The organism is Pseudomonas mandelii (assembly GCF_900106065.1).
GTDB classification, from domain to species: Bacteria; Pseudomonadota; Gammaproteobacteria; order Pseudomonadales; family Pseudomonadaceae; genus Aquipseudomonas; species Aquipseudomonas mandelii.
Genome location: NZ_LT629796.1, coordinates 1 through 16,569, shown reverse-complemented (window position 1 = coordinate 16,569; position 16,569 = coordinate 1). Strand labels below are relative to the sequence as shown.

General features: G+C 60.6%; 15 protein-coding genes and 2 pseudogenes. 8 read left to right on the top strand and 9 right to left on the bottom strand.

Going from position 1 to position 16,569, the window contains the following annotated elements:
- Window positions 1-52: 52 nt before the first annotated feature.
- The 6 genes from BLU63_RS00080 (at window position 53) to BLU63_RS00055 (ending at window position 7,109) form a co-directional block, all read left to right on the top strand.
- Window positions 53-613, top strand: coding sequence for a hypothetical protein (locus BLU63_RS00080; protein ID WP_083374632.1), 561 nt, complete (start codon window positions 53-55; stop codon window positions 611-613).
- Window positions 614-1,007: 394 nt separating this feature from the next.
- A complete protein-coding gene (locus tag BLU63_RS00075; protein ID WP_042932872.1) occupies window positions 1,008-1,388 on the top strand; it encodes a DUF6124 family protein in 381 nt (126 codons plus the stop codon).
- Window positions 1,389-1,667: 279 nt separating this feature from the next.
- Complete coding sequence (gene srmL / locus BLU63_RS00070; RefSeq protein WP_083374631.1) at window positions 1,668-2,819, top strand: PheS-related mystery ligase SrmL; 1,152 nt, start codon at window positions 1,668-1,670, stop codon at window positions 2,817-2,819.
- Between the two features lie 242 nt (window positions 2,820-3,061).
- Complete coding sequence (locus tag BLU63_RS00065; RefSeq protein ID WP_010458519.1) at window positions 3,062-3,562, top strand: sigma-70 family RNA polymerase sigma factor; 501 nt, start codon at window positions 3,062-3,064, stop codon at window positions 3,560-3,562.
- A gap of 40 nt (window positions 3,563-3,602) precedes the next feature.
- Entirely contained in the window at window positions 3,603-4,577 is a 975-nt protein-coding gene (locus tag BLU63_RS00060) for a FecR family protein (protein WP_083374630.1), read from the top strand.
- Window positions 4,578-4,685: 108 nt separating this feature from the next.
- The gene (locus BLU63_RS00055; protein WP_083377231.1) at window positions 4,686-7,109 is read left to right on the top strand and encodes a TonB-dependent siderophore receptor; all 2,424 of its coding nucleotides are present in this window, start codon (window positions 4,686-4,688) and stop codon (window positions 7,107-7,109) included.
- Between the two features lie 84 nt (window positions 7,110-7,193).
- On the opposite strand, the gene BLU63_RS00050 is transcribed toward BLU63_RS00055, so the two are convergent.
- From BLU63_RS00050 to BLU63_RS00035, 4 genes are all read right to left on the bottom strand, one after another.
- Window positions 7,194-8,345: an MFS transporter gene (locus BLU63_RS00050; protein WP_083374629.1), complete on the bottom strand. Its 1,152-nt coding sequence runs from the start codon at window positions 8,343-8,345 to the stop codon at window positions 7,194-7,196.
- 234 nt (window positions 8,346-8,579) lie between these two features.
- A complete protein-coding gene (locus tag BLU63_RS00045) occupies window positions 8,580-9,236 on the bottom strand; it encodes a carboxymuconolactone decarboxylase family protein (RefSeq protein ID WP_083374628.1) in 657 nt (218 codons plus the stop codon).
- Between the two features lie 33 nt (window positions 9,237-9,269).
- Window positions 9,270-9,779, bottom strand: coding sequence for a carbohydrate-binding module family 20 domain-containing protein (locus tag BLU63_RS00040; RefSeq protein ID WP_159454567.1), 510 nt, complete (start codon window positions 9,777-9,779; stop codon window positions 9,270-9,272).
- Between the two features lie 112 nt (window positions 9,780-9,891).
- Entirely contained in the window at window positions 9,892-10,170 is a 279-nt protein-coding gene (locus BLU63_RS00035) for a hypothetical protein (RefSeq protein ID WP_083374626.1), read from the bottom strand.
- A gap of 91 nt (window positions 10,171-10,261) precedes the next feature.
- On the opposite strand from BLU63_RS00035, the pseudogene BLU63_RS00030 reads away from it, so the two are divergent.
- Together BLU63_RS00030 and BLU63_RS00025 are read left to right on the top strand one after the other, a co-directional pair.
- Window positions 10,262-11,042: pseudogene (locus BLU63_RS00030) on the top strand (AraC family transcriptional regulator).
- A 46-nt stretch (window positions 11,043-11,088) separates the two neighbouring features.
- On the top strand, window positions 11,089-12,081 hold the full coding sequence (locus BLU63_RS00025; RefSeq protein WP_083374625.1) for a diaminopimelate epimerase: 993 nt from the start codon (window positions 11,089-11,091) through the stop codon (window positions 12,079-12,081).
- Between the two features lie 110 nt (window positions 12,082-12,191).
- Here BLU63_RS00025 and codA read toward each other — a convergent pair whose 3' ends face one another.
- From codA to BLU63_RS32640, 5 genes and pseudogenes are all read right to left on the bottom strand, one after another.
- Entirely contained in the window at window positions 12,192-13,436 is a 1,245-nt protein-coding gene (gene codA, locus BLU63_RS00020) for a cytosine deaminase (RefSeq protein WP_083374624.1), read from the bottom strand.
- Between the two features lie 25 nt (window positions 13,437-13,461).
- Entirely contained in the window at window positions 13,462-14,721 is a 1,260-nt protein-coding gene (codB, locus tag BLU63_RS00015) for a cytosine permease (protein WP_083374623.1), read from the bottom strand.
- A 248-nt stretch (window positions 14,722-14,969) separates the two neighbouring features.
- Window positions 14,970-15,803, bottom strand: coding sequence for an alpha/beta fold hydrolase (locus tag BLU63_RS00010; protein ID WP_077748866.1), 834 nt, complete (start codon window positions 15,801-15,803; stop codon window positions 14,970-14,972).
- Between the two features lie 215 nt (window positions 15,804-16,018).
- Window positions 16,019-16,375, bottom strand: a complete 357-nt coding sequence (queD, locus tag BLU63_RS00005) for a 6-carboxytetrahydropterin synthase QueD (RefSeq protein WP_008152165.1) — start codon at window positions 16,373-16,375, stop codon at window positions 16,019-16,021.
- Between the two features lie 83 nt (window positions 16,376-16,458).
- Window positions 16,459-16,569: pseudogene (locus BLU63_RS32640) on the bottom strand (patatin-like phospholipase family protein); the annotation flags it as partial.

Genomic DNA, 16,569 nt, shown 5'->3' with positions numbered 1-16,569 from the left:
TTGCAGCCGCGCTCAAACAACAAAAACAGTGCAAAACAAGGGGCATCCAACCTTGAAAATTTCAGCCCTCTGCGCTACCGGGAGCCTGTTGGTTTCGACTGCGGTGTCTGCCACCGGGATTATTCCTGTCCTCGACCTGGACTTCACACGACCGGCTGTCGAGACCCTGAAAAAAATCGGCATCAATGACGCGTGCATTATTGCCGCCTCCAACCCTGCAGCGTTCACCTACTGCCGGGAAGGGTCATCAACGCTCTGGAAGTATCAGGCGCTCGATCTGGAGCAACAGGCGTCGATCCTTAAAGGCGAACAGCGACCCGCCACGGATTTCGGGCGAATCACCGTGGTGGAAGTTGACAGTGCCGCCTGCCTGGAAGACACCCCTGCGCCTTTGATCAAGCCGGCTATTACTCGCGGGTTAGCCTTGGGCGTGATCTTGCTGTTTTTGTTGATCGGCTTTCGATACACCTACCGGGCGATCATGCCCCTCCGCGATGACCACAAAGTGCTGTCGGACGCGTCCTTGCAACGATTGACCGGATACTTGCCGGCAAAGGCGCTGGGAGCGTTTGGTATTGCCGCTGCCGTGACGCTGGTTTACTGCTTCTGGTGACATCACCGGTAACAGCGTTCGTCCGACAACTCGATCAACTGTGGGAGTGAGCCTGCTGCCTGTTTGGCGTGCATGTTTAAAGGCGTTTAAGGTTACTTCCTGAAAGCTACAGCGCCTTGCGCCATTGCCTACGACTACGCCAGAATCCGCCGGCTTGTGCGCTTTTGTCCCCCTCGGTAACTTGGTCCCCGTCACTGATTCCCAGTGATCGGGTTTAGTAGCCCGAAGGTTTGAAGGCTGCACAAGCGTCTGTCAGACAGGTGTTCCAATGCCTGTCCCTGATGGTGGCTGTGCGCAGGGCGCCCTCGGGCGCGCCGGCTTTGCCTTCTTTCCCCGGTCTACTAACCTGCGTACAGCCGCCACCCCTTGTATTAGTAGCGAGGTGTGGCTGCCCATTAAGGAAGAAAGGCATAGGTGCAAAGTTACTCCAAACCCGCCAGACACTGATCCGGCATCCCCCTACGAATCACTCGATTCCAAAAAACTCCACGAAGCCGCCGAACGCGCCCTCGACCATTACCTCAACCCCGCCGCCCTCAAAATCCCGGTCATTCGAAAACCGAGCACCATGTTCATGATTGCACCGGACATCAAAGACGAAGACCTGCTGGCGCACACCTGCGAATCACTGGCCTCGGCCAGCGTCATGACTGCTGATTTCGCGGCGTACCTGGAAGGCCCGCATCGGCATACGGCGCTGGGGATCCAGCAGATCATCATGCAGGCGGAACTGGCGGTGAACCGGATGATGGATAACGTCGACGTGCCCCAGTAAGCAGCGTAATACCGCGTCGTCGTTCTTCGCGAGCAGGCTCACTCCCACATTAAACCGCGTCCGCCCGGACAACTCGGTCAACTGTGGGAGTGAGCCTGCTCGCGGTGGCATCACCTCGGTCTCAAGTGAGCCGATATCTACACATCAACTCATGCAGGGTTTGCACGTCCTTGAAGTAAGACTGTGCTGTCAGCTCCTTCTGATTTTTCCTGTTCGTCGGCTATACACACCAACGGCTGTGTACCTTGTCGGCAAGGACTCAATTTTGAGAGAAACAGCATGGAAACGTCTTCAAGGAAAACCGTTACGGACAGCGTTCTGGAACAGGCCCTGTTAATGGTTGATCTAACCGAATCAAACAATCCCGACCATTCCGTCCGGCTCCTGCTAACTGAAATACTCCAAGGACTTGCCGAAAAAGGTTGGCCTCAGGCTCAACTGCAAACGGGGCCGCGAATTGTCTCCGCCGAGGAAAATTACGGATTACTCGGCTATGACCCGGCAGAGGTCACGCTAGGGAGTGAGCACACCCGTTGGGTCGATGAATACTCGCTGTTGAGAACACAAACCACCAGCCAGATTCCGGCCGCGCTTCAGCGAGCGGCTCAAGTGCGGCAACCGGGGCAAACGATCTTGCTGGCCGCGCCGGGTATAACTTTCCGTCGTGATAGCCGGGATCGTTGGCATTGCGCGGAGCCACATCAGATGGATGTCTGGGTATTGGGTGATCCGGAGCTGTCGACGCATGAACAGCTGTTGCGTCTGGTCGGCGACATCCTCAAGTCTGCTGTTCCTGAAAAATCCTGGGTCTACAGCGACAGTCCGCATCACTACACGGAGGGTGGAATCGAAGTGAATGTGGTGAATGACGGTGCTCCGGTTGAAGTACTGGAGTGCGGCCGTATAGCGAGGTCTTTGTTGGAGCGCTTGAAGATTGATCCGCAGCGTCATGGAGGGTTGGCGCTTGGGATGGGGCTGGATCGGCTGACGATGTTGCGCAAAGGTATCCCGGATATTCGCTTGCTGCGAGATCAGAACGTACGAGTGCAGGCGCAGATGCATGATCTGAATCCATGGGCCCCGGTATCACGTTTGCCATCGATTGCTCGTGACATTTCGTTGGCGGTTACGCCCGGGCTGAGCGAGGAGGTGTTGACCGAGAGAATGTTGCAGGCGGCGGGTGACTGTTCTGATTGGATCGAGGAGATGCAGATCAAGGGGCGTTGGGCATTCTCGGATTTACCCGCGCAGGCGATTGAACGACTCGGGCTGCTGCCGGGCCAGGAAAATGTGCTTTTGCGCGTGGTGCTGCGTGATTGTTCGCGATCGATCACTACTGCGGAGGCGAACGCTTTGTATGCGGACATTCAGGCGGCGATGCATGAAGGAGCGCCGGGGGCTGGTTATCGAATGGATCTGCCAAAAGCCTAAAACTAACCTACCCGCGTATTCATTGATGCGTCGCGTCATCGTTCTTCGCGAGCAGGCTCACTCCCACATTAAACCGCGTCCGCCCGGACCACTCGGTCAACGGTGGGAGCCTGCTCGCCATAGTGGTCTTTCAGGCGACATCATTCCTGGGTGACTAACGGCAAACCTGGCGATGTGGAATCCATTGCTTCCCATTAATAGGAAGCATTACTATTCACGCCCCGTCTCCACAGCACACCGCAATGACCCCCAAGTTGCCCCGCAGACACGGCTTTTTCGAGCATTACGAAGAGTTGGTTGGCACCTGGACCCGTCGCCTGAGAAATCGTCAGCAGGCCGAGGACCTGGCGCACGACACCTTCGTGCGGGTGCTTGAGTCCGATTCGTCGGCGGTGGAACAACCTCGGGCCTATTTGCACCAGACCGCGCGCAATATCGCGGTGGATGGTTATCGGCGTGAGGACCGGCGGGGCGCCATGGAGTCGGAGGCGGTTGATCACAGTGGGTCGTCGTCCGGTGACCCGGAGCATTTCATGCAGGCGATCCAGTTGGCTGATTCCATCGAACGGGCGCTCTGCGAGCTGCCGGTCAACTGCCGAAAAGTCTTTGTCTGGCAGAAGATCGAAGGCCTGACCCAGGCGGAAATCGCCGAACGCCTGGGTCTGTCCAAGAACATGGTGGAAAAGTATATGATCCGCACCTTGCGGCATCTGCGCGACCGCCTCGACGGACTGCACCCATGATCGGCCGCACTTTCTCATCCCCAGCCAAACAGGAACTTCCATGATGGATACTCGTGATTGTGCGTGCGGGCAAACAACGGTGCGCGACGATGCGGTGCGCTGGTTTGTGCGTTTGCAGGAACCGGCCGTGGACGTCGAAGCGTATCGGCGTTTCGAAGCCTGGCTGGCTGAACATCCCCAACATCGCGACGAATTCCAGGTGCTGCAGGGCTTGTGGACGGCCGCCGATCTGCTGCCCGCCAAGCGTCTGCAAGCCCTGTGCGAAACGCCGCCGGCACGTCGCAAGCGTCAGCCGCTGGTGCGTTATGCGGTGGCGGCCAGTGTGCTGGCCGTGGCGCTCGGCTTGGGGTTGTTCAGCGGGTTGAATCACCCGACGACCTACACGGCCGACTATTCCACGGCCTTGGGCGAGCGTCGTCATGTGGCGTTGCCCGACGGTTCGGTGATCGACCTGAACAGTCGTAGCCGCGTTCTGGTGCGTTATGAAAAGGACAGTCGCGGTATCGAACTGATGGAAGGTGAGGCCCTGTTCAGCGTCGAGCATGACAGCCGCCGGCCCTTCGTGGTCGAGGCGGGTAGCGGCAAGGTGACGGTCACCGGCACGCGTTTCGATGTGCGCCGCGAACTGACCGAAACCCGGGTGGCGGTGGAGCAGGGCACGGTCAAGGTTCAGGGGCAGGGACCTGATGTGATCAGCCTCACCGCCGGCCTCGGCACTCGTGTCGATGCCAAAGGCGTGGTTGCCGCCGCTTATGCGGTCAATCCGGCGGAACTGACCGCGTGGCGCAGCGGCAAACTGGTGTTCAACAACGCCAGCCTTGCCGATGTCGCCGCAGAAGTCTCGCGCTACCGCGAGAAGCCGCTGACGGTCGGCAACGACAAAGTGGGCAATCTGCGCCTGACCAGCGTGTTCAAAGCCGACAACACCGACGCGCTGCTCAAGGCCTTGCCGAGCATTCTGCCGGTGGCCGTGCGGACCCTCGATGACGGCAGTCAGGAAATAATTTCCAATTAATTTCCAAACCAATTCAGGTTTTTTTTGAGTTCTTCGTCTTCTTGTCCAACTGCAACTGGTTTGCATTAACAGCCGCACACTCTTGCGATCTACAGGACAATGTTCGACGTGAAGAAAACCACCGCTAAAAACAATAAGTCACCTTGGCTGCGGCTTGCGCTCGCGCTGGCCGTCAGTGCCGCGCTTCCCCAGGCATTTGCCGCCGACGGCATTCATATTCCCGCGCAACCGTTGGGCCAGGCCTTGAGTGAGCTGGGTCAGCAAACGTCGTTGCAGGTTTTCTTCAGTCCTGAACTGGTGGCCGGCAAACAGGCCCCCGCCGTCGACGGCGACCTCTCGCCGGAACAGGCCTTGCGCCAATTGCTGCAAGGCAGCGGCCTGCAATACCAGATCGATCAAGGCTCGGTGACCCTGATGCCGGCGCCGACTTCCGCAACGGCCGGCCCGATCGAGCTGGGCATGACCGACATCAAAGTGGTCGGCGACTGGCTTGGCGATGCCGACGCGGCGGTGGTGCAGAACCATCCCGGCGCACGTACTGTGATCCGCCGCGAAGCGATGGTCGAGCAAGGCGCCATGAACGTCGGCGACGTATTGAAGCGCGTGCCCGGCGTGCAAGTGCAGGACGCCAACGGCACCGGCGGCAGCGACATTTCCCTGAACGTCGGCGTGCGCGGCCTGACCTCGCGCCTGTCGCCACGCTCCACCGTGCTGATCGACGGCATACCGGCAGCCTTCGCGCCCTACGGCCAGCCGCAGCTGTCCATGGCGCCGATTTCCTCCGGCAACCTCGACAGCATCGACGTGGTGCGCGGCGCCGGTTCCGTGCGGTATGGACCGCAGAACGTCGGTGGCGTGATCAACTTCGTGACGCGCGCGATCCCGGAAAAAGCCACCGGTGAAATCGGCACCACCCTGGAAACGTCCCAGCACGGCGGCTGGAAGCACATCGACACCGCATTCCTCGGCGGCACCGCCGACAATGGCATCGGCATGGCGCTGTTGTATTCCGGCGTGAACGGCAACGGTTACCGCGAGCGCAACAACGGCAATGACATCGACGACGTGATGCTCAAGACGCACTGGGCGCCCACCGATGTCGACGATTTCAGCCTCAACTTTCACTACTACGACGCCAGCGCCGACATGCCCGGCGGCCTGACCCAGGCACAGTACGACGCCAATCCGTTTCAGTCCGACCGCAATAACGACAACTTCAGCGGGCGCCGCAAGGATGTCTCGTTCAAGTGGACGCGGCAGCTCGATGATCGCACTCAGGCCGAAGTGCTGACGTACTACACCGACAGCTTCCGTGGCAGCAATATTGCGGCTCGCAATCAGCAAACCCTGGGCTCGTTCCCGCGCACGTATTACACCTTCGGTATAGAACCGCGGGTGTCCCGTGTGTTTGACGTCGGCCCGACCACCCAGGAAGTCAGTGTCGGTTATCGCTACCTCAAGGAGGGCATGCACGAGCAGGCGAGCCGCCTGGCGCTGGTCAACAACGAGCCAGTGATTCGTCCTGGTTCGGACGGCCATGTGTACCAGGATCGTACCGGCGGCACTGAAGCCAACTCGGTGTACGTCGACAACAAAATCGACGTCGGTAACTGGACGATTACGCCCGGCATCCGCTTCGAACACATCAGCACCGACTGGCACGACCGCGCCGTGCTCGACACCGCCGGCAGACGTGTACCGGAGAAAAACCGCAGCATCGAAAGCAACGAGCCACTGCCTGCCCTGAGCGTGATGTATCACCTGTCGGAGGAGTGGAAGCTGTTCGCCAACTACGAAACCTCGTTCGGCAGCCTGCAGTATTTCCAGCTGGGTCAGGGTGGCACGGGGGATGAACCCGCCAATGGCCTGGAGCCGGAAAAGGCCAAGACTTATGAAGTCGGCACGCGCTACAACAATGAGGTGTGGGGCGGTGAGTTGACGGCGTTCTACATCGACTTCGATAAAGAGTTGCAATACATCAGTAATGACGCGGGCTGGACCAACCTCGGCGCGACCACGCACCAGGGCATCGAGGCGTCGGTGCACTACAACATGGCGGCACTGGACCCACGGCTCGACGGCCTGACCGCCAACGCCGGGTTCACTTACACCCGCGCCGTGTATGAAGGTGAAATTCCAGGCTTCAAGGGCCGTGACCTGCCGTTCTATTCGCGCCAGGTGGCGACCGCCGGCCTGCGTTACGACATCAACCGCTGGACCTACAACCTCGACGCGTTTGCCCAGTCCAAGCAGCGCTCACCGGGCGTTGCGGTGAACGCCGATGGCAGCTTCACCAACAACTACATCACCGAAGGCTCTGCTGATGGTCAGTACGGCGACATTCCGGGCTACGTAACCTGGAACGTGCGCGGTGGGTATGACTTCGGCGCGCAGTTGTCGAATCTGAAGCTCGGGGCCGGGGTAAAAAACATCTTCGACAAGCAGTACTTCACCCGCTCCAGCGACAACAACTCGGGGATGTACGTCGGTGCACCACGCACGTTCTTTGTGCAGGCCAGCGTCGGGTTCTGATAGCCCGAGTCGCCTTCATTCGCGGGCAAGCTTCGCTCCTAGGGACCACCGAACCTGTAGGAGCGAGGCTTGCCCGCGAAGCTTTCAAACCTTCAACACTTTCCCGCCAATGGCTACCGCCACCAGCAACACCGCCATCAACCCGAAGGCAAAACTCAAGCTGCTGCCATGGGCGATAAAGCCGATCACTGCCGGGCCCGCGAGAATTCCCGCGTAGCCCAATGTGGTAATGGCCGGCACTGCAATGTGCTCAGGCATGACCGTCTGTTTCCCGACCGCGGTGTACAGCACCGGCACGATGTTCGAGCAGCCCGCACCCAATAACGCATACCCGACCAGCGCCGCCTCCCAGGCCGGCGCAAACGTCGCCAATGCCAAACCCGCCGCCGCCATCAGGCCGCCGAACACCATCACCCGCGTCGCGCCCAGGCGTCGGACAATCCGGTCCCCGGTCAGCCGTCCGGCGGTCATGGTCAGCGCAAACGCGGCGTAACCGAGCCCCGCATACGCCGTGTCAATCCCGCGTTCCTGCGCCAGGAACACCGCGCTCCAGTCGAGCGCCGCGCCTTCGGCCAGGAACACGATGAAACACATGCCGCCAATAAACAGCACGATGCCATGGGGCACGGCAAACGCCGGTCCCGAGCTTTCGCTGCCGTAAGGCAACAGGTGCGGCGCGGCTTTGAGCAAGGCCAGCACCAGAACCACGATCACCACCGCCATCGCCCCCAACGGCGACAGACCCAAGCCGAGCAGGGCGCTGACACCCGCCGCGCCGACAATCCCGCCGAGGCTGAACATCCCGTGAAACCCCGACATCATGTTCTTGCCGCTGGCCCGCTCGACGATCACCGCTTGCAGGTTCACCGTCGAGTCCACCGTGCCCAGGCCCGCGCCGAACATGAACAGAGTGGCGATCAATGCCGGTATTGACGACACGGTGGCCAGCAACGGCAACGCCGCGCAAATCAACAACGTCCCCCCGGTTGCCACCCGACGGCAGCCGAAACGCGTGGCGAGCAGGCCAGCTATCGGCATCGCCAGAATCGAGCCCACCCCCAGGCACAACAGCAACAACCCGAGCGTCCCTTCGTCGAGCCCGGCCCGTGCCTTGGCATAAGGCACCAGCGGCGCCCAGGCAGCGATGCCAAGACCGGCAATGAAAAAGGCGATGCGGGTGGACATCTGCTCCAGGCGTCCGGGAACAAATGAGGCTTGGGTATTGAGGCTGGTCATATCGATCCTTGGCAAAAAAACGTCGCACTCCCAAAGGGACAGTGACTGACCCATAGGGTTCGGCGGCGTCCACAGCGGTTTGCGGTCAGGCAGGGCGACATCCTTGCATAGCCTGACCCTCTGTCGCGAGCGCAGGCCGCGAGTTAATTGCCTGTGCAGGCGACAACGTGTGGATGCTGAAGGTTTGCAGCGGTATTTTCCGACGCACTGACTGTGGTCACGAACGGTTGTCGATCAACGAGCAATAAAACGTGTCACCGAGACGATCTGCGTTCCTTGCACTTGAATGTGCAAGAGCGCGGCAGGAAGGGAGGGCTCGTCGTCGAAACATTCAACAATGACGGTGCTGGCCGTTGTCGCCTGGATCGAAAGGCGCAGCGAGCGGCGTAACAGGCGTTTGATCGCAGCACTCAGGGGGACGGCTGATTTGCCATTGCGCACTTGCTCACAAAACGCCAGCGCTACCTCGCGCGGTGTGGGGGGAGGCGGCGAAACAATTGCGGCTTCGTCAAACAGTCGATTGAGCTGATCGGCCGCAGCCACCGCTCTCGGAAAACCGGCGAAGGCTGAAGCCTGCAGCAATATTCCCGTCAGTTCTGCCGGTGCGAGCCCCGAGGCCAGCCCCGTCTTGAAATGCACACTCAACGGTGGCCCGACCATGCCCGCCGCGACAATCGCAGCAAACGACACCGCTTCACGCAGACGAGGATCCAAGTCAGAACGGTCATGCAAATAACCGTAAACAACACCGACCGCCAGTTCGCCCAGGGCCGGAACCGTTCTGAACAGTGCTTCCAGGCGAGTCGCGCCGTCAGGAACCAGGTCGATGAAGGATTTCCGGCCCTCGCTGTATAGCGTTTCCATGGGAGAGATCGGGTATCTGCGGCTCATGTCGTGCCCTCTTTTCAGACCTGCAACGCCAATCTAGAAGGTGCCTCTTGTCTCGCTCTCGGTGCCGCTGGTGAAGCTGACGTTTGGTCCTGGCTGCCAACGCACGGCGTGCGACGCGTCGTTATTGCGCTCGATGCATTTCCACAGGATGTCCTGATCCGCCGGCACATCAATCGAACCGTTCCATTGGTTCTGCGCAGGCCTGTGGGCCAATTCCACGGCATGACGAGGATCCCAGGCCCCCAGTTCCAGCGACGAGCCCACGGCATAATCGTCGCGCAGCGTGATGAATTCGGCGTTGAAGGTTTCGAACACGCGCGGGTTGTCGGTCTTTAGATCGGCGTTCCCATCGAGGAAGGTATCGCCCTTATCGCAGGCGCCACAATCATGGCGGCATTCGCTCCGGCCTCTGAGGAACAGCGGTTCATTGCGATTTTTTTCGGCCAAGTGGTTGGGTACGACGTCGTAGACCAATTTGACGCCTGCAGTTACTCCGCCGAGTACCAGGGCAATGAGCAGGGACACTAGGGAAGCCCGTTTCATGACCTTCCTCCGAACGTGCATCAGGAGCTTCACTCTGGCCCGGGGGCGAAGGCTTGTCTGCTGTCATAACTGACAGATCTGGCAGACTTGTTCGCAATAAGTGGCGAGGGATTTATAACTGAGTGACTGGAGGAACGCCCGGCTCTTGCTCACACAACGCCCGGACCAGTGGGTCGCGCACCTGCATCAGTTCGAACAGGCCCAGGGCACGTAGCGCCGGCAACGCCTGGAGAATGTCTTGCGTGGCGGCCGTGCGTTGATCCTCGGGTGTCTGGGGATCGATCAGCATCCGGGCATTGATCAGAAAGGCCCCGACCGTGCCTTTGCGCACGACAGTTCCATTGAATTGGCCTTGGTTCAGATCGTCGGGAAGCAGCTCTTCGGCGCGCATGGTTGAGACTCCGGTGAATGAGTGCCCAGACTAATCCGTTGCTCATGGCTAAACTGCGCTATCCGGGTCATTCGATAACGTGAAACTGCCAATGGCTGAACCGCTGATATCTATTGAACAGGCGCAATCCAACGCAGGGCCGCTGGTGATTGCCTCGGTCCTGGACAGTCCCATTGAGCGCACCAGCGCTCCCCACCGGCATGCGCGCGGGCAACTGTTGGGCGCGCGGCGCGGGCTGTTGACGGTGGAGGCCGGCAGATCATCACTGGGTGGTGCCGGCGACCCATGCGGTGTGGATTCCACCCGACTGTGTGCATGGCTTGCGCTCCCACGGCCCCTTCCACGGCTGGAGTGTCTACGTGGTCGCGCCGGCCTGTGTCGTATTGCCCGGACAACCCTGCATCATCGCAACTTCAGGTTTGCTTCGTGAGGCCGTCGACCGGGCGGCGACCTGGAGCGAGGGACCGCTGGATCAGCGACAGGAGCGGATCGCTCAATTGATTGTGGATGAGGTCGCCGCGCTGCCCGCCGAGCCCTTCGGTCTGCCGCTGCCACTCGACCCGCGTCTGCGGCGGATCAGTCAGGCGCTGGCCGACGACCTCGCCGACAACCGTTCGCTCACCGAGTGGGCGCAATGGGTCGGTTTGTCTGCCAGGACCCTGGCCCGGCGCTTCGTCGATGAAACCGGCTTCAGCTTCAGCCAATGGCGCCAGCGCGCACGCTTGCTGCGAGCGCTGGAGTTACTCGCCGCCGACGTACCGGTGACCACCATCGCCCTGGAACTGGGCTACGACAATATCAGCGCGTTCATTGCGATGTTCCGGCGAACGTTTGGCGTGACGCCGGGGCGGTATTTCATCGCAGGCCGTTGACGCCTACAGTACGGGCTCTTTTCAAGCTGACTTTCAGGACCGATCCATGACGCCGTTCTACGATGCTCGAGGCAATATCTACGCGGTGGTGACGCCCGACGAGGTGCGCGGTCGCGGTATCGATTTGCCGGACCAGGCTCGCGACGCTGCGCAGATCCGCGAGCACTGGGCATCGGCCGCTATCGAGGCATTCTGCAGTTGGGCGCCCGGTTCACAGCCATCGGGCAGCAAAGACCATCGCTGCGACGGGCTGCTGGTGGGGCCGTTTCAATCCTCGCCGCCCTTTGATCTGTTGATCGTCAATACCGACGGCACCCTGGCCGAGCGCAGTGGTAATGGGCTGACGATTTTTTCCCAGGCGCTCAGCGAGCAAGGATTGATGCCCGAGGAGCAGGCGTGCCTGCTGCGGGTTCATCACGACAAGCGCGATGCGGTTTCACCGGTGGAAACCACTGTGGACGCCGCTGAGGTCGACGGTGTTCAAGGGTTCTGGCTGGATTTGGGCAAGCCTTCGTTCGGGCCGCAAGCGGTGGGTGCGCGCGAGGCTGAACGCGTGACGCTGAACGAGCGCGAAGTCAGCCATGTGCAGCCGTTGTCGGCGCTTGATCCTGCCTGGAACCGCAGCCAGTTTGTGCGCATCGGCAATCCCCATTGCGTGACGCTGCTGACGAATGCCGACGCGTTGCCCAGCAATGAGCAGATGCGAGAATCGCCCTTGGCTCAAGGCTTGATGCGTATCGCCTATGCCGCGCCGACCGGGGCTGGGCATCCGTGTCCGGCGGGGGTGAATTTGCAATGGGCGATACTTGAGTCAGAGGGGAGAGTGGTGGCGCGGGTGTTTGAACGCGGGGAAGGGCCGACGGCGTCGTCAGGCACCAGCGCCAGTGCGGTGGCGTGTGCGGCGTGGCGGGTGGGTTGGGTGACGGCGGGTGAAGTGAAAGTCGTCATGCCGGGCGGCACGGCGCCGGTTTTGTTGGAAGAGTCGGAGGGGAAATTGAGTCGGGTCAGGCTGTTTGGCACGGCGCGGTTGATGGGTTGATTATTAGATAGCCATCGCGAGCAGGCTCACTCCCACAGGGGCGTGAGCCGATCACGAAACCCTGTGGGAGCGAGCCTGCTCGCGAAGAGGCCCGCCCAGTCAGCGAAATTTCAGAGCTGACCCGCCCATTCCACCACCGGCATCGTCCGCTTCATCAACACCTTGCCGTCGCGTACCGAATACAACGGCAACCCCTGGCTGCGAATCACCTCGTAGTCACTGTCCGCCGACAGAATCAGCAAGTTCGCCGGCCGTCCGGCCTCCAGCCCATAACGGTCCCCAAGGTTCATGGCCTTGGCGCTGTTGTCGGTGACCAGGTCCAGCGCACTTTGCAGGTTGCGATACCCCAGCATGTGGCAGATATGCAGCCCCGCTTCCAGCACCCGCAGAATGTTGCCGTTGCCCAGCGGATACCACGGGTCAACGATCGAATCCTGGCCGAAGCACACGTTCATCCCCGCTTCCAGCAACTCATTGACCCGGGTCACGCCGCGGCGTTTCGGGAAGGTGTCGAAGCGCCCTTGCAGGTGAATGCTTTCGGTGGGGCAGGAGACGAAACTGATCCCCGAATGCCCGAGCAGACGGAAGAGTTTGGCGCAGTACGCGTTGTCGTAAGAGCCCATGGCCGTGGTGTGGCTGGCGGTCACCCGCGAACCCATACCACGGCTGCGGGCTTCTTCGGCCAGCACTTCCAGAAAGCGTGAATGCGGGTCGTCGGTTTCGTCGCAATGCACGTCCACCAGGCAGCCGGTGCGCTCGGCGAGGTCCATCAGAAACTTCACTGAGCTGACGCCCTGATCGCGGGTGTATTCGAAATGCGGAATGCCCCCCACCACATCGGCGCCCATACGGATCGCTTCTTCCATCAGCTCCCGGCCGTTGCGGTAGGACTCGATGCCTTCCTGCGGGAACGCGACGATTTGCAGGTCGATCAGGTGCCGGCTTTCCTCGCGCACTTCAAGCATTGCCTTGAGCGCGGTCAGTTGCGGGTCGGTGACATCGACGTGAGTGCGCACATGCTGGATGCCATGGGCGGCGAGGGTCTGGATGGTTTTCTTGGCGCGTGTCTTGGTGTCTTCCTCGGTGATGGTGACCTTGCGTTCGCCCCAGCACTCGATGCCCTCGAACAGCGTGCCACTCATGTTCCAGCGTGGCTCGCCAGCGGTGAGGGTGGCGTCGAGGTGAATGTGCGGCTCGACAAAGGGCGGCACCACCAGGTTGCCGCCGGCGTCGAGGTCGTCGGGCCCCAGGGTGGGGGCTTCGGTCTGACGGGCGATGGTGCGGATCAGGCCGTTTTCCAGGTGCAACTCATGCAGGCCTTCTTGGTTGCGCAGGCGGGCGTTGATGATGTGCATCAGGCGAATCCTTTTATAGATCTTGTTAGGGAGCTTCAGCGGCACGGGCACCCAGTACGCTGGTCAATAGCACATACGTTAGCGCGGCAGCGGCAATCCCTACCAGTGGCGCGATCCAGGGCGAGCTGAATGCGGCGACGGTGCCGACGGCATAGGCGGTCAAACCGGGCCAGTTGAACGCCGGCAATCGAGCATCGGCCAGACGAGGATATTGACCACGATAGCGGTAGAAGAAATCCGCCATGATCACGCCGCCTATCGGCGGAATCACCGTGCCCAGCAGGATCAGATACGGCACAAGCATGTCGTACATGCCCAGCAGCGCGAGCAAGGTGCCGATCACCGCGCCGGCCAGGGTCACGGTTTTGCGGCGGCCGGTGCGCAACAGGTTGCAGCCGGCGACGGCGAAGTTGTAGATGGTGTTGTCCTGGGTGCTCCAGATGTTGAGCAGCAACATGGCCATCGCGGCCATGGCGAAACCTTGCAACAGCAGCACTTCGACCACGTCCGGTTGCTGGTAGACGATGGCCCCGTAGGCCCCGATCAACACCATCAAACCGTTGCCGATAAAGAAGCCGATCAGGCTCGCCAGCACCGCGACCCGGGCGGAACGGGAGAAGCGCGTCCAGTTGGTGGCCTGGGTGGCGCCGCTGACAAAGGTGCCAAAGACCAAAGTAATCGCGGTCGACCAGTCAAGCGTTCCCGTCGGAACCACCGCGAGCAGCCCATCGAGCCCGCCGACCTTCACTGTGGCGACCCACATCGACAGCATCAGCAGCAACATCATGGCGGGCACCGCGATGTACGAAAGGATTTCCAGCCCGCGATAACCGACATACGCCGTGGCGCAAAATGCCAGGCCGAACAGCACCATCAGGCCCAGAACGGTGCCCTCGCTCAGTTCGAAATACTTGCCCAGCACCACGGCGGCTGTGGCCGTGCCCCAGGCGTACCAGCCGATCTGGGTAAAACCGAGGATCAAGTCGCTGAGCTTGCTGCCCACTTCACCGAAGCAGAAACGCCCCATCAGCACCGAATTGAGGCCGCTCTTGAAGGCGATGTAACCCAGGCTTGCGGCGTAGATACCCAGCAGCAGATTGCCGACGATAATCACCGCCATCATCTCGCTAAAGCTGAACGCCACGCCGAGCTTGCCGCCGGCGAACATGGTGGCGGTAAAGAAGGTGAATCCCAGCAGCACCATGGCGGTGGAGGCGAGGCCTTTGCGGGCATGCATCGGTACTTCGCTGAGAGGGTAATCGTTGCCCGGATCTTTTTGCGTCATGTGGCGTTCCTTGCTGAATGGGTGACGCGGGAGGGGTTGCAGTGGTCGTGCCAATGGCTGGATATGCAGTTACTTATAGTCGAGGCGGAGAGTTTGGCGCGGGAGGGGCACAAATGCGGTGCACCTGAAGGAATATGGAGCCCATGTGGGAGCGAGCCTGCTCGCGATTGCGGTGTATCAGTCGATATCTACATTGCCTGACACACCGCATTCGCGAGCAGGCTCGCTCCCACAGGGATTCGGTTTCTTCAGGAGGGCTGGATTAAGGGCAGGAACCGCAGTAAAGCCGCGACGATGGCCTCGGGCGCATCCTCCTGAACCAGGTGCCCGGCATTGGGAACCGGATGAAATTGCGACCCGGCGATCATCTGATGCAGTGCCCGTCCACGCTCGATGGGAATCCACTGATCCTCCTCGCCCCACAGAATCTGCACCGGGCAACGCACCGTTGGGTACAACACCTCCGCCTCGCGGGTGTAACGCTCGTCCATCTGCGCAATCTGCCGATAGAACGCCGCTTGCCCGGGATCGCCCAGCCACGGTTGTACATACGGGTCGAGCTCTTCATCGGGGATGTCGCGCTTGATCGCCCCGCGAATATATGCCGGCACAATCGCCTGTTGAATGTAATCGGGCAGTCCGCTGAACGCCGCTTCATGCTGGCGTACATGCTGCACGAACGGCGAACCCCAGGGCGTCAACGCCACCGGATCAATCAATGTCAGGCTGCGGTAATCCTTGCCGTTGAGCAGGTGCGCGCGTAGCGCGGTGGCACCGCCGAAGTCGTGGGCGACCACGTCCGGCCGCGCCAGGCCCCAGTGATCGAGCAAGCTCGCCAACAGGTCGTTCTGTACCCCCAGCGATACGTCGCCGGTGATTTTCTCGGATTGCCCATAACCCAGCAGGTCGAAGTAATGCACCCGGTGGGTGGTGATGAAATGTGGAGCGATGCGGTGCCACACGTAAGACGAAAAGGGCGTGCCGTGCACAAACACCAGTGGCGGGCCGTCGCCGCGCACGGCGTAGCGAACGGAATGCCCGTTGAAGCGATAGGTCTGAGCCAGCGGCCAGTCAGTCCTCATGGGATGTCCTCTTGGCATGTTCGAGCCAAAAAGCATAGGCATAAAAAAACAGCCAATGAAGGCTGTTTTTTGTATCACTGACGAAACGCATTGCTCCTTGTGGGAGCGAGCCTGCTCGCGATAGCGTCGGCACACATGGCATCAATGTGACTGACAGGCCGCTATCGCGAGCAGGCTCGCTCCCACAGGGGAATTGTGTTGTCGTTTAGAGCGGGTTACTCGCCGTGATAGATACAGCCGCTGGTGCACGTCTCGTGGATACGGATCGCGCTGAGTTCCGGCAGCAGGGGCTTGAGTTCCTTCCAGATGAACTTGGCCAGCACTTCGCTGGTCGGGTTTTCCAGGCCGGGAATATCGTTCAGGTAGTTGTGGTCGAGGCGCTCGTACAACGGCTTGAAAATCGCCTTGATTTCCGAGAAGTCGCGAATCCAGCCGGTGTGCGGATCGAGGTCGCCGCTCAAGTGGATCGCCACTTTGAACGAGTGGCCGTGCAAACGGCCGCATTTGTGGCCTTCCGGTACGTGAGGCAGGCGGTGGGCGGATTCGAACGTAAACTCTTTGAAGATTTCCACAGTGATTTCAGCTCTGTCAGGTGGCGATCGCCGCGGCGATGTGGCAGGCGGCGAGTTTACCAGAGCGCCGGGCAAAACACTGACTAAAGGGTCAGCAAGCGCTCGCCGAGGCGACCATTGGCGGCCAGTTCGAGAAACTCGTCACCCAGGCGACGGCTCGCGTCCATCGTTGTACGCCAGTATTTCTGCCGGCT

Bases quoted from the DNA above. Each gene is read 5' to 3' on its own strand.
- srmL (WP_083374631.1), top strand. From the start codon at position 1,668: ATGGAAACGTCTTCAAGGAAAACCGTTACGGACAGCGTTCTGGAACAG.
- BLU63_RS00065 (WP_010458519.1), top strand. From the start codon at position 3,062: ATGACCCCCAAGTTGCCCCGCAGACACGGCTTTTTCGAGCATTACGAA.
- BLU63_RS00060 (WP_083374630.1), top strand. From the start codon at position 3,603: ATGATGGATACTCGTGATTGTGCGTGCGGGCAAACAACGGTGCGCGAC.
- BLU63_RS00050 (WP_083374629.1), bottom strand. From the start codon at position 8,345: ATGACCAGCCTCAATACCCAAGCCTCATTTGTTCCCGGACGCCTGGAG.
- BLU63_RS00045 (WP_083374628.1), bottom strand. From the start codon at position 9,236: ATGAGCCGCAGATACCCGATCTCTCCCATGGAAACGCTATACAGCGAG.
- BLU63_RS00040 (WP_159454567.1), bottom strand. From the start codon at position 9,779: ATGAAACGGGCTTCCCTAGTGTCCCTGCTCATTGCCCTGGTACTCGGC.
- BLU63_RS00035 (WP_083374626.1), bottom strand. From the start codon at position 10,170: ATGCGCGCCGAAGAGCTGCTTCCCGACGATCTGAACCAAGGCCAATTC.
- BLU63_RS00025 (WP_083374625.1), top strand. From the start codon at position 11,089: ATGACGCCGTTCTACGATGCTCGAGGCAATATCTACGCGGTGGTGACG.
- codA (WP_083374624.1), bottom strand. From the start codon at position 13,436: ATGCACATCATCAACGCCCGCCTGCGCAACCAAGAAGGCCTGCATGAG.
- codB (WP_083374623.1), bottom strand. From the start codon at position 14,721: ATGACGCAAAAAGATCCGGGCAACGATTACCCTCTCAGCGAAGTACCG.
- BLU63_RS00010 (WP_077748866.1), bottom strand. From the start codon at position 15,803: ATGAGGACTGACTGGCCGCTGGCTCAGACCTATCGCTTCAACGGGCAT.